Annotated in this window: 11 protein-coding genes and 1 pseudogene; 8 read left to right on the plus strand and 4 right to left on the minus strand. The window is 68.4% G+C overall.

Going from position 1 to position 12156, the window contains the following annotated elements; translation table 11 throughout:
• Positions 1–582: 582 nt before the first annotated feature.
• Together grpE and hrcA are read right to left on the minus strand one after the other, a co-directional pair.
• A pseudogene (gene grpE, locus QGG75_17250) lies at positions 583–1233 on the minus strand (nucleotide exchange factor GrpE).
• A 147-nt stretch (positions 1234–1380) separates the two neighbouring features.
• Complete coding sequence (hrcA, locus tag QGG75_17255) at positions 1381–2415, minus strand: heat-inducible transcriptional repressor HrcA (protein ID MDP6068977.1); 1035 nt, start codon at positions 2413–2415, stop codon at positions 1381–1383.
• Positions 2416–2589: 174 nt separating this feature from the next.
• Between hrcA and rph the strand changes: the two genes are divergently transcribed.
• The 3 genes from rph to hemW are packed head-to-tail and all read left to right on the plus strand — an operon-like array spanning position 2590 to position 5098.
• On the plus strand, positions 2590–3309 hold the full coding sequence (gene rph, locus QGG75_17260) for a ribonuclease PH (GenBank protein ID MDP6068978.1): 720 nt from the start codon (positions 2590–2592) through the stop codon (positions 3307–3309).
• A 3-nt stretch (positions 3310–3312) separates the two neighbouring features.
• Complete coding sequence (rdgB, locus tag QGG75_17265; protein MDP6068979.1) at positions 3313–3933, plus strand: RdgB/HAM1 family non-canonical purine NTP pyrophosphatase; 621 nt, start codon at positions 3313–3315, stop codon at positions 3931–3933.
• Positions 3899–5098 carry a radical SAM family heme chaperone HemW gene (gene hemW / locus QGG75_17270; GenBank protein MDP6068980.1) on the plus strand — a complete coding sequence of 400 codons (1200 nt, stop codon included), beginning with the start codon at positions 3899–3901 and terminating at the stop codon, positions 5096–5098. The genes rdgB and hemW overlap by 35 nt, the downstream gene beginning before the upstream one ends.
• A gap of 245 nt (positions 5099–5343) precedes the next feature.
• On the opposite strand, the gene QGG75_17275 is transcribed toward hemW, so the two are convergent.
• Positions 5344–6750 carry a penicillin-binding protein activator gene (locus QGG75_17275; GenBank protein ID MDP6068981.1) on the minus strand — a complete coding sequence of 469 codons (1407 nt, stop codon included), beginning with the start codon at positions 6748–6750 and terminating at the stop codon, positions 5344–5346.
• Positions 6751–6926: 176 nt separating this feature from the next.
• Here QGG75_17275 and rsmI point away from each other — a divergent pair, with 176 nt between their 5' ends.
• From rsmI to QGG75_17300, 5 genes are all read left to right on the plus strand, one after another.
• The gene (gene rsmI / locus QGG75_17280) at positions 6927–7793 is read left to right on the plus strand and encodes a 16S rRNA (cytidine(1402)-2'-O)-methyltransferase (protein MDP6068982.1); all 867 of its coding nucleotides are present in this window, start codon (positions 6927–6929) and stop codon (positions 7791–7793) included.
• A complete protein-coding gene (locus QGG75_17285) occupies positions 7790–8176 on the plus strand; it encodes a YraN family protein (GenBank protein MDP6068983.1) in 387 nt (128 codons plus the stop codon). Before rsmI ends, QGG75_17285 begins: the two co-directional genes overlap by 4 nt.
• Before the next feature lie 97 nt (positions 8177–8273).
• Positions 8274–8834 carry a BON domain-containing protein gene (locus QGG75_17290; GenBank protein ID MDP6068984.1) on the plus strand — a complete coding sequence of 187 codons (561 nt, stop codon included), beginning with the start codon at positions 8274–8276 and terminating at the stop codon, positions 8832–8834.
• Between the two features lie 19 nt (positions 8835–8853).
• Positions 8854–9822 (plus strand): glutathione synthase, encoded by a 969-nt coding sequence (gshB, locus tag QGG75_17295; GenBank protein ID MDP6068985.1) that lies wholly within the window; start codon positions 8854–8856, stop codon positions 9820–9822.
• A gap of 128 nt (positions 9823–9950) precedes the next feature.
• The gene (locus QGG75_17300) at positions 9951–11471 is read left to right on the plus strand and encodes a YifB family Mg chelatase-like AAA ATPase (GenBank protein ID MDP6068986.1); all 1521 of its coding nucleotides are present in this window, start codon (positions 9951–9953) and stop codon (positions 11469–11471) included.
• Between the two features lie 23 nt (positions 11472–11494).
• Here the strand turns inward: QGG75_17300 and QGG75_17305 are convergent.
• A partial coding sequence (locus tag QGG75_17305) for a hypothetical protein (protein ID MDP6068987.1) occupies positions 11495–12156 on the minus strand: 662 nt, incomplete at its 5' end.

A 12156-nucleotide genomic window follows, 5' to 3' on the forward strand; every position in this document is an offset into this window, starting at 1 on the left:
TCGGCACCATCAAGGGAGAGAATAAAATGCACCGCATCATGCCCATCAAGCAAACCAGACGGACGAAACTGACCGCTAACTCCAATAAACTGTAACCTATGTCATGACGAAAAACTGTTACCCATGTTGAGAGGCGGGCACCGGGCGATTCCAACAAAAATTGAAATGCCCTGAGGTGCGTCAAGGCCCCTGAATGCGACTCTATGCCGCACATGCGGCGGTCGAATTCCGATCCAGGCGTTGCCGGATCGAGCTAGAGTGGCAACCATGCGCCAGCCCCGTGCCACGGCCAATGTCGCCATTCTGGCTCCGCTCATCGCCATCGCGGTGGTGTTGCTGATCGGCCTGACGGGGGCGCTGATTTCGTGATCCGGCGAGGCTGCCGGCTGCCGCCCGTCCAGCCAAGCCGGCAAGCTCGATATCCTGTAGAACGCTCGCCCCGGACCTCGAGCTTATGATTCAGGCTTGGGTGTCGACGTTGCCGCCGGGGGCGGCTTCCGGCGCTGCCTCGCTTTCCTCGGCAGCGGCTGGCGCTCCGCCGTTTGCTTCCACGGCTTCCTCGGCTTCGTCGGCTTCGTCGGCGGCCTCGGCCGGCGCCTTGGCGATACCCACCATGGCCGGACGCAGCAGCCTCTCGTTGATGACGTAGCCGGGCTGCATGACCTGGACCACGGTGCCCGGTGCGGCGTCGGCGTCGGGCACCTCGAACATGGCTTGATGGAGGTTGTGGTCGAACTTCTCGCCCAGCGGCTCCAGCCGCTTGACGCCGTGACGTTCGAGGGCCGTCAGCAATTCGCGCTCGGTCATCTCGACGCCTTCGAACAAGGCCTTGGCGCCGCCCTCGGCGACGGTCTCGGCCGGCGCGCTGTCGATCGCGCGGCGCAGGTTGTCGGCGATGCCCAAGACATCGCGGGCGAAGTTGGCGATGCTGTACTTGGCCGCCTCCTCGCGTTCCCGGGCGGCCCGCCGGCGCACGTTCTCGGTCTCCGCCATGGCCCGCAAGAGCTGGTCGCGCAGCTCGGCGCTTTCGGCCCCAGGGTCGCCTTCCCCGTCGCTTTCGCCGGCCTCGGTCGCGCTCTCGTCTTCGTCGTCCTCTTCGCTCTCGTCTTCTTCGCTGTCGTTTTCTTCGGCTGCCTCGGCCTCTTCGTTCAGTTCTGTGGCGGCATGGGCCTCGGCGTCCGCCGCCGCCCGGGCCGCTGCGTCCTTATCGTCTTCTTCCTGCGTCTCGCTCATCTCGAATCCTTTTGGGCCGCTCTCAGCGCATGTCAGGTTTGACCCCGGCCACCCGCTCCCCCTCCCAACCACCCACAGGGTACCATTGATGGGTGGTTGGGAGGGGGAGCGGGTGGCCGGGTGGGTTTTATCAAACTTGACATGCTCTCAGCCAACGGTTTCGCCGATGACCTTGGAGGTATAGTCGACCATGGGAATGATGCGGGCATAGTTGAGGCGCGTCGGCCCGATCACGCCGATGGCGCCGATGATCTTGTTCTGCTTGTCGCAATAGGGCGCCACCACCATCGAGCAGCCCGACAGGCTGAAGAGCTTGTTCTCGGAGCCGATGTAGATATGCACGCCCTCGGCGACGGCCGCCAGGTCCAAAAGCTCGAGGATGCCCTGGCGCCGTTCGAGATCGTCGAAAAGCTCGCGGATGCGCTCGAGGTCCTCCAGGACATGAACGTCGTCCAGCAGTTTGGCCTGGCCCCGGATGATCAGCGTCTGGCGCGATTGGTCGCCGGCCAGGGTGGCCAGGCCCGCTTCGACGGCCCGGGCCGTGAGCTGGTCGAGCTCGGCGCGGCTGGTCTCGAGCTCCTCGAAGATGTTCTGCCGCGCCTCGCCCAGGGTGCGGCCGGCGAGGCACATGCTGAGATAGTTCGAGGCCTCCGTCAGCGCCGATGGACCCAGCCCCAGCGGCAGGTCGAAGAGGCGGTTTTCCACCGAGCCGTCCTCGCCCACCAGGATGACCAGGGCGCGGCCGTCGCCCAGTGAGACCAGCTCGGCCTGCTTGAGGCGGGTGTCGACCTTGGGCGCCACCACCAGGCCGGCGCAGTCGGAGAGCCCCGAGAGCAGCGTCGTGGCGTCGGTCAGCACTTCTTCCAGGCTGCGCCCATCGGCGCTGCAGCGCGCGCCGATGGCCTTGCGCTCACCCTCCGTGATATTGCCCACCTCCAATAGGCCGTCGACGAAAAAGCGCAGGCCTGCGTCGGTGGGCAAGCGGCCGGCCGAGGTGTGGGGGGCATAGAGAAACCCGGCCGCCTCGAGATCCGACATGACGTTGCGGATCGAGGCCGGCGAAAGCCGCGTATCGAGCAGCCGGGCCAAAGTGCGCGAGCCGATGGGCTCGCCGGTTTCGACGTAGGCCTCGACGATCAGGCGCATGATTTCGCGGGCGCGTTGGTTGAGTTCCTTGAGCATATGGGTGGCCGGTCGGGGTTGTTCGGTTGCGGATTGCCAGAATGTAGTAACGCCTTCCCGGCGCGTCAACGCGGGCCGGCAAAAGTTGATTTGCCAGGCGCTACTGGACCGCCACGGCGCCAGCGGCTAGAAACGCTGGCGTTTGGTGCAAATCTTCAGCGGGAGTCCCCTGTCATGCGTCCTTCCGGCCGCGCTCCGGACGAGTTGCGAACCATCAGTCTCGAAACCGGCTTTGCCAAGCACGCCGAAGGCTCTTGCCTGGCACGCTTTGGCGACACCCATGTGCTTTGTGCCGCCACCGTCGAGGAACGCGTGCCGCCCTGGATGCGCAACTCCGGCCGGGGCTGGGTGACGGCCGAATACGGCATGCTGCCCCGGGCCACCAACACGCGCACCGCGCGCGAGGCGGCGCACGGCAGGCAAAGCGGGCGGACCCAGGAAATTCAGCGCCTGATCGGCCGCAGCCTGCGCGCCGTGGTCGACCTCAAGGCCCTGGGCGAGCGCCAGATCCGCCTCGATTGCGACGTCATCCAGGCCGATGGCGGCACCCGCACGGCGGCCATCACCGGCTCTTACGTGGCACTGCACATTGCCCTGGCCGGCCTGGTTGAACGCGGCGCCCTGGCCGAGCTGCCCTTTTCCGACCAGGTGGTCGGCATTTCCTGCGGCATCTACCAGGGGGTGGCGCTGCTGGATCTCGATTATGCCGAGGATTCAGAGGCCGAGGCCGATGCCAACTTCGTGCTTGGTGGCCAAGGCGGCCTGGTCGAGGTGCAGGCCACCGCCGAGCAGCATCCCTTCAGCGAGATCCAGTTCGGCGAGATGATGGCCCTGGCCCAGGGCGGCGCCCGCCAATTGGCGGAGGCCCAGCGCCAGGCGCTCGGACTCGACTGAAACATGGCCGGCCCGCGTCAACTGACCGCCGACCGCCTGGTCATCGCCAGCCACAACGCCGGCAAGGTGCGCGAGATGGGCGAGCTGCTGGCGCCCTTCGCCATTGCCGCGGTGGCGGCCGGCGAGCTGGGCCTGGCGGAGCCCGAGGAGACGGGCACGAGCTTTACCGAAAACGCCGAATTGAAGGCCCTGGCGGCGGCCCGTGTCGCGAAGCTGCCGGCGCTAGCCGACGATTCCGGCCTGGTAGTGCCGGCGCTCGACGGTGCTCCCGGTATTTTCTCCGGCCGCTGGGCCGGTGAGGTGCGCGATTTCGATCTGGCCATGGCCAAGGTGAACAGCGAACTCGAGGCCCGGCCCGGCAGCGACCGCAGCGCCCACTTCGCCGCCGCGCTCACCCTGGCCTGGCCCGACGGCCACTTGGAAACCTTCATGGGCCGGGTCGAGGGCAGTCTGGTCTGGCCGCCCCGCGGCAGGCATGGTTTCGGCTATGATCCCATGTTCGTGGCGGCCGGCCACGAACTCACCTTCGGCGAATTCGAGCCCGGGCACAAACATGCCATCAGCCACCGCGCCGACGCCTTCGCCAAGCTTGCCGCGGCCTGCCTCAAAGGACGGCCCGGCTGATCCCGATTTCGCGGCCTACATCCACTGGCCCTTCTGCCTGGCCAAGTGCCCCTATTGCGATTTCAATAGCCACGCCCTGCCAGCCGTCGAGACGGTCGAGCAGGAGCGCTGGCAGGCCGCCTATCTCAGCGAGCTGGAGCACGCTTGGTCCCATCTGCCCGAGGCCGAACGCCGGCCGCTGGGCAGTATATTTTTCGGCGGCGGTACGCCGTCGCTGATGGCGCCGGCGACGGTTGCGGCCATCATCGAGCGCCTGTCCGAGCTGGCCGGCCTGACGGACGACGTCGAGATCACCATTGAGGCCAACCCCACCTCGGTCGAGGCCGGCCGCTTCGCCGACTTCCGGGCGGCCGGCGTCAACCGCTTGTCATTAGGCGTCCAGGCGCTCGACGACGATGCCCTGGCGGCCCTGGGCCGGGGCCATAGCGCCGACGAGGCCCGCGCGGCCCTGGCGCTGGCGCAAGGCACTTTCGAGCGCGTCTCCTGCGACCTCATCTATGCCCGGCCGGGCCAGACGCCGGCCGCCTGGCAGGCCGAGCTGGACCAGGCGCTGGGCCTGGGCTGCGGCCATCTCTCGCTCTACCAGCTCACGGCCGAGCCCGGCACGCCCTTCGACCGGGCGGCCCGGGCCGGCGAGTTGGGGCTGCCCGGCGAGGACGGTGCGGCGGCTCTGCTCGATCTCACCCAGGAGCTCTGCGCCGAGGCCGGGCTGGCGGCCTACGAGGTTTCCAACCACGCTCGCCCCGGCCAGCACTGCCGGCACAATCTCAACGCCTGGCGCTACGGCGACTATCTGGGCCTGGGTCCCGGCGCCCACGGTCGCCTGGGCCGGGGCGCCACGCGTCGCGCCACCCGGCGCCTGGCCGCGCCCGGGGCCTGGCTGGCGGCGGTCGAGGCCAAGGGCCACGGCGGCCTGAAGGAGCAGCCTTTGAGCCAGCTCGACCAGGTGAGGGAACTTTTGTTGCTGGGACTGAGACTCGACGAAGGGGTGCCGCGGGCACGCTTTCACGAGCGCATCGGCCAGCCTCTCGAGGAATGGGTGCCGGCCGCCAAGCGCCAGGCGCTGGTTGCCGACAGCCTGCTCGTCGACAATACCCAGGGTCTGCGCACGACGCCCCGGGGGCGGCGTTTGCTGGACGCCGTGATTGCCGAACTGGCGCCTTGAGCGGTTTTTTTGTAGACCCTCACCGGGCGGGCGCCTCCGCGGAGTCTTTGAGTCGACCCTCACCGGGCGGGCGCATCCGCGCCCTTGGCCTCCGCCCCCCATGCGGGGGTCGGCTCAGCGCCGATAGCAGTGTGTTTTTTGCTGCTTGGTCTTGGTGCAACGGGAGCGACCGCGACCCGCCGCCCCTGCGGCGCGCCCGCGCAGGCAGCGGAGCGAAGCTCCGCCGCCGTGAGCGACAAGAATCCCTACGAGCTTCCAGCTGCCTGGAAGCTCGTAGGCGCCGGGTCGATGACCTTGAGGCCCTGGGGCCTGATCTCGATGACGGCCAGGCCGCGGCGCGCCAGGCCGTCGGGGCTGAAGCGGAAGATGCCGTCGATGCCGGCGAAGCCCGAGGGGGCCTCGAGGGCGCGGGCCGAAAAATCGACGCCGCTTTCGCCCAGGGCCAGCACCGCCGCCAGGGCGGTGGCGTCGTAGGCCAGGCTGGCGATGCGCGGCGCGGCGTAACCGTAGGTGGCCTTGAAACGTTCGCCAAAGGCGGCGGCGGCGGCCGGTTCCGGGCTGGCGAACCAGCCGCCCACCAGCGCCGGTTCGCGGCCGATGGTGGGGTTGTCCCAGAGCCCGGTGCCGAGAAAGCGGACCTTGCCCGGATCGATATCGTAGAAGGGCAACAAGGGCGCAATGGCCTTGAGGCGCACGCCGCCCTCGCCCATCAGGACCGCCTGGAACTCGAGCTCGCCCAGCGTGTCGGCACCCTCGATGCGGCCCAGCGCAATTTTGGCGTCGTCGTCGTCACGTGCCTTCAGGCGGGCCTTTTCGGCCTGCAGGGCCTGGTGCCGGCGCGAGTAGTTGGCCAACCTTTGCACCGGCTCGAAGAATTCCTCGGCCGCCTCGGGATAGCTCTCGACCTGCACCACGGTGCCGCCGTGGCGCAACGAGGTGTGGCGCAGGCTTTCGACCAGGGTGGTGCCGTAGGCGCTCTCGGGGGTCAGCGCGGCAAAGCGCCAGATGCCTTGGTCGGCGGCATAGCGCACCACGCGTTCGACCTGCTGGTCGGGCATGAAGCCGAGCAGGTAGACGCCCCGGCCGGCCACCGTGCGGTCGTTGGAAAAGGCCAGCAGGTTGACGCCGCGCTCGCGGGCAGGGTTGGCGACGGCTGCCACCGAGGTGCTGAAAAGCGGCCCCAGGATCAACTGCGCGCCCTGCTCCAAGGCCCCATCGACCGCCGCCAGGGCGCCTTCCGGCGTGCCCTGGGTATCCCGCGGCAGCAGCTCCAGCTGCGGCCCGGCCAGGTCGAAAAGGGCGATTTGGGCGGCATCCAGAAGCGCCCGGCCAAGCTCGCCGTGAGTGCCCGAAAGGGGCAGCAGGAGCGCCACCCGGATGGCTCCGGCGGCCTCCGGCGGGGCCCTCAGTTCGGTTCCTTTGGTTGCTGCCGCTGGCGCCGCCGGCGGTGCCACCGCCGTTGCCGCTGGCGCCGCCGGCACCGCCGCCTGGGGTGGTGCCGGCCGCGGCGCGCCAGGCTGGACCAGGGCAGGCTCGGCCGGCGCTGGCCGCTTCTTGGCCGCGCTTTCGCTGCTCCGGGCCGGCGCCTCGGCACTGCTCTTGGGCTTGGCCTCTAGCCAAGGCGCCAGCTTCGCCGGTAGTGTCTTTTGCACGCAGGCGGCCGGGACCAAGGCGAGAGCACACAGGCATGAAGCGACGATCAGGCGGCGTCGGGCGCCCGGGCACGAAACGGCCAATCGCTGCAACAGGGAAATGCTCACCGGACCCGCCTCCAAAGCGGCAGGGTAGCGACGCCCCGGCGGCAAGTAAACCGGGGCGATACAACCCCTTGGCCGACCCCCGCAAAGCTCCCGAGTTGGCTCCGGGGCTCTATCTGGTGGCGACGCCGATCGGCAATGCCGGCGACATCACGCTCCGGGCGCTGGAGGTACTGGCGGCGGTCGAGCTGATCGCCTGCGAAGACAGCCGCCTGACCGGGCGCCTGATGCGGCGCTACGGTATTGCCACGCAGCTTTTGCCCTATCACGACCACAACGCCGCCCGCCAGCGCCCCCGCCTCTTGCAGCGCCTGGCCGCCGGAGCCGCCATTGCCCTGGTTTCGGATGCCGGCACGCCGCTGATTTCCGATCCCGGCTACAAGCTGGTGCGCGACGCCGTGGCGGCCGGCGCGGAGGTGCTGGCGGTACCCGGCGCCTCGGCCGTGACGGCGGCGCTATCGGTGGCCGGGCTGCCCACCGACCGCTTCCATTTCGCCGGCTTCCTGCCGCCCAAGCGGCCGGCCCGGCGCCGTGCCCTGGCCGGGCTGGCGGCCATCGAGGCCACCATTGTGGTCCTCGAGAGCGCGCGCCGGCTGCCCGCCGCCTTGGCCGACATGGCGGCCGAGCTGGGGCCGCGCGAGGCGGCGCTGGCGCGCGAGTTGACCAAGCTGCACGAGGAGGTGCGGCGGGGCCCGCTGGACGAATTGGCGGCGCACTACGCCGAGGCCGGTCCGCCGCGGGGCGAGATCGTCGTGGTGGTGGCGCCGCCGGCCCCGGGCGCAGACGACATCGACGAGGCCGAACTGGACGGCCGCCTGGCGGCGCTGCTGGATGGCGGCGTGAGAAAAGCCGCGGCCCAGGTGGCGGCCGAGACCGGCCTTCCGCGCCGTCGTCTCTACGCCCGGGCGCTCGAGCTCAAGCAGCGGCGCCGGCCGTGAGGCCGCCTAGGGGCCGCGCTGCCCGACAACAGGCCGAAGACGCCGGCCGCCAGGCCGAGACCCAGGCTGTTTGGCTGTTGCGCTTCAAGGGCTATCGCATCGTCGCCCGGCGCCAGCAGACGCCGGTGGGCGAGCTCGACATCGTGGCGCGCCGCGGCGCCATGCTGGCCTTCGTCGAGGTCAAGCGCCGCCCCACGCTGACCCAGGCCGCCGAGGCCATCGACCAGCGTCAGCGCCAGCACATCGCCCGCGCCGCCGAGGCCTACCTGGCGGCCCACCCGGGCCTGGCCGGGCTCGACGCCCGCTTCGACGCCATCCTGGTGGCGCCGGGCCGGCTGCCCGTTCATATTGCCAACGCCTGGCATATAATGGTCGAGATCTGATCCGCCCGCGCTCCGCGAGGCGGGCCACGAAGGGGAGAGAGCAATCATGTTGGCGCGGCACTTTGGTCTAGCGGTGATATTGGCGTCGCTTGCGGCCTTGTCACTGACCGGCTGTACGGCTGGCGGCCTGGCGGTCGGCGGGGCCGCCGCGGCGGGCGTGGCCACGGTTCAGGAACGCACGCTGGGCCGGGCCATCGACGACAAGGCGCTGGAGATCCAGATCAACCACCGCCTCTTGCAGGCCGACGAGGTGTTGTTCCGCAAGATCAGCGTCGAGGCCCTGGAAGGCCGCGTGCTGCTGCTGGGCGCCGTACCCAAGCCCGACGACCGCATCGAGGCCTCGCGCCTGGCCTGGGAAACGCCAGGCGTGCGCGAGGTCATGAACGAGGTTCAGGTCACCGACCGTTCGGGCATCGTCAACTATTTCAAGGATGCCAAGATCACCACCGAATTGCACCTGTTGATCCTGCGCGATCGCGACATCCGCGACATCAACTACAGCATCGAAACGGTCAACGGCATCGTCTACCTGCTGGGCATCGCCCAGGACAAAGCCGAGCTCGACAAGCTGACCCGCCACGCCCGCAACATCGCCGGGGTCGAGAAGGTCATCAGCCACGTCCGACTGCGTAGCGACAAGCGCCGCCGGGCTTCTTGAGCAAGTCGAGCAAGACGCCATGAGCCTCGCCGTCGCCATCCAGATGGATGCCATCGAGGGCATCGATATCGATGCCGATTCGACCTTTGCCCTGGCCCTCGAGGCGCAACGCCGCGGCCACACGCTCTACCACTACCTGGCCGGCGCCCTGAGCTTACGCCAGGGCCGCGTGGTGGCCCGGGCCCAGCCGCTGGAGGTCCGCCGCCAGGCCGGCGACCATGCCAGCTTGGGGACGCCCGAGGTGCTCGACCTGGCAACGCTGGACGTGGTGCTGATGCGCCAGGACCCGCCCTTCGACATGTCCTACATCACGCTGACCCATCTGCTCGAGCACATCCATCCCCGGACCCTGGTGGTCAACGACCCGGCCGAGGTGCGCAATGCGCCGGAGAAACTTTTCGTGACCCATTTCGAAGGCCTCATGCCGCCCACCCTGATTTCCGCCGACCCGGCCGAGATCAAGGACTTCCGCGCCGAATTCAAGGACATCATCCTGAAGCCGCTCTACGGCAACGGCGGTATCGGCGTCTTTCACCTGGGACCCGACGACGAGAACCTCAATGCCCTGGTCGAGATGTTCACGGCCCAGTCGCGCGAGCCCATCATGGTGCAGCAGTACCTGCCCGATGTGCGGGCCGGCGACAAGCGCATCATCCTGATCGACGGCCGCGCCGCCGGCGCCGTCAACCGCGTGCCCATGGCGGGCGAGGCCCGTTCCAACCTGCACGTCGGCGGCCGGGCCGAACGCTCCTCGCTCACCAAGCGCGAACAGGAGATCTGCCAGGCCATCGGCCCGACGCTCCGGGACCGCGGCATGATCTTCGTCGGCATCGACGTGATCGGCGATTATCTCACCGAAATCAACGTCACCTCGCCCACCGGCATCCAGGAGATCAACCGCTTCGACGGGGTCTCGCTGGAAGCCGAGATCTGGGACGCCATCGAGGCCCGCCACGCCGCCACGCGTTCGACGCGCGGGGCGGATTAGGTCAAAAAAACGAAAAAGATTCCGGCGATCGCCGGATTCCGGCTCTAAACCTTTCATAGGACTCCGTAGGAACCGTGGCAGCTAAAGCCACGGCCCGCTTCGGGGAAGGTTGTTTCGGGGTCGCAACAATGGTCGCACACATCAACACACTGGCTTTCCAGGGCGTCGACGTGCTCGAGGTCGACGTCCAGGTGCACATCGCTTCCGGCCTGCCGGCCTTCGCCATCGTCGGCCTGCCGGACAAGGCGGTGGCCGAGAGCCGCGAGCGCGTGCGCAGCGCGCTGGTGGCCATGGGCCTGGCGCTGCCGCCCAAGCGCATCACCGTCAATTTGGCACCGGCCGACGTGGTCAAGGAGGGCAGTCATTTCGACCTGCCCATTGCAGTCGGGCTTCTCGTCGCCATGGGTGTGCTACCGGGCGACGAGATCGCGGGTTTCACGGTACTCGGCGAGTTGGCGCTCGACGGGGCCGTGGCCCGCGTCCCGGGTGCGCTGCCGGCCGCCATCGCGGCCGTGGCGGCCGAGCGCGGCCTGATCTGTCCTGTGGCCAGCGGCGGCGAGGCGGCCTGGGGCGGCGAACTGGAGATCCTGGCCCCGGCCACGCTGCTGACATTGGTCAACCATTTCAAGGGCACCCAAGTGCTCAGCCCGCCCGAGCCCTTGCTGGTCGAAAGCGCCCCACAGGGCCCCGATCTTTGCGACATAAAGGGCCAGGAAACCGCCAAGCGCGCCCTCGAGGTGGCGGCGGCCGGGGGCCATAATCTCTTGATGAACGGCCCGCCGGGCGTCGGCAAGTCGATGCTGGCGGCGCGCCTTCCGGGCGTGCTGCCGCCCATGGACGCGGTCGAGACGCTGGACGTTTCGATGATTCACAGCGTCGCCGGGCTGCTTGCCGAAGGCGGCCTGACGCGCCAGCGTCCCTTCCGCGATCCCCACCACTCGACCTCGGCCGCGGCCATGGTGGGTGGCGGCCCGCGCGCCAAGCCGGGCGAGATCTCACTCAGCCACAACGGCGTGCTGTTTCTCGACGAATTGCCGGAATTTCCCCGCGCCGTGCTGGAAAGCCTGCGCCAGCCGCTGGAGACCGGCCGCGTCACCGTGGCTCGGGCCAACGGCCACGTCACCTACCCGGCGCGCTTTCAGTTCATCGCCGCCATGAACCCCTGTCGCTGCGGCTACGTCGCCGATCCCGTGCTGGCCTGCGGCCGCCAGCCCAGGTGCGTGCGCGACTACCAGGCCCGCATCTCAGGCCCGCTCTTGGACCGCATGGACCTCCACGTCGAGGTGCCGCCGGTCGACCCCGCCGACCTGGCGCTGCCGCCGCCGGCCGAAGGCTCGGCCGAGATCGCCGCCCGCGTGGCAGCCGCCCGCGACATCCAGACCGCACGCTACCGCGAGCTCGAGGCCCACCCCGCCGTGCGCGTCAATGCCCAGGCCGACGGCGACCTTCTCACCCAGGTCGCCAGCCCAGACGCCGAGGGTGCCGCCCTGCTGGCCGAAGCTGCCAAGGCCATGCGCCTATCGGCGCGGGGCTACCACCGGGTGCTGCGCGTTGCCCGCACGCTGGCCGACATGGAGGCCAGCCCGGGCGTCCACCGCATCCATGTGGCCGAGGCGCTGAGTTATCGGCGGATCGGGGTGGGGATGTGAGGGGGATGAGTATTCCGGCCCTGCTATAGAGACGCGGCTTTCAGATGTTCGGTCAACCGACGTTCGATCATAGCGCGGTCATGAGCCCTCATGGGGCCGTCGTAGTGTCCCGTCATAGGAACCTCTTCGTAGAACCTCTGGTCCAGTGACGAAAAGGAATGGACGCTGTGAGGAATGTGGCGAGCCCATTTCTCAAGTGCCCGCCAATAGGCGCCCGACCGGTAGTACTCCAGAACCGGTTGGTTGTCCCCGTTCTGCCACCAGAGATCCGCCTTGGTGGCCAACGTGATAATCCACTTGGCGCATCCTTTGGTGCCGCACAGGATTGGTATCCACTCATCGAGCATTTCCAATTCCGCTTGTCGCCTTTCCTTGAGGAAGTGCAGGTCAGCCGTGTCGGCGTCGAGGGCTTGCTCGGACTGGAACAGGCCCTCGTGAAACCCAAAAGACACGACGGAGACGACACCCAAGTTCGAGTGTCGCGTGCTGTCCCTAATGATGCTTTCACGTTGAAAGGCTTCTGTCTCTCCTCCTGGGATATCAACCGACATTCCCCAGATAGTCTCCTGGTTCGCGGAAATCATAGCACCGTGCCACCGTCGAGGGAACGAGATCATTTTCGCGGCCGCCTGATAACCTGATTTCTCGATTTTCCTGTGTCGGGAAGCCCATTTGCCCTTATTTT

It is taken from the genome of Alphaproteobacteria bacterium (genome assembly GCA_030740435.1).
Classification (GTDB): Bacteria; Pseudomonadota; Alphaproteobacteria; order UBA2966; family UBA2966.

Bases quoted from the DNA above. Each gene is read 5' to 3' on its own strand.
- rph (MDP6068978.1), top strand. From the start codon at position 2,590: ATGCGTCCTTCCGGCCGCGCTCCGGACGAGTTGCGAACCATCAGTCTC.
- rdgB (MDP6068979.1), top strand. From the start codon at position 3,313: ATGGCCGGCCCGCGTCAACTGACCGCCGACCGCCTGGTCATCGCCAGC.
- hrcA (MDP6068977.1), bottom strand. From the start codon at position 2,415: ATGCTCAAGGAACTCAACCAACGCGCCCGCGAAATCATGCGCCTGATC.
- gshB (MDP6068985.1), top strand. From the start codon at position 8,854: ATGAGCCTCGCCGTCGCCATCCAGATGGATGCCATCGAGGGCATCGAT.
- QGG75_17300 (MDP6068986.1), top strand. From the start codon at position 9,951: ATGGTCGCACACATCAACACACTGGCTTTCCAGGGCGTCGACGTGCTC.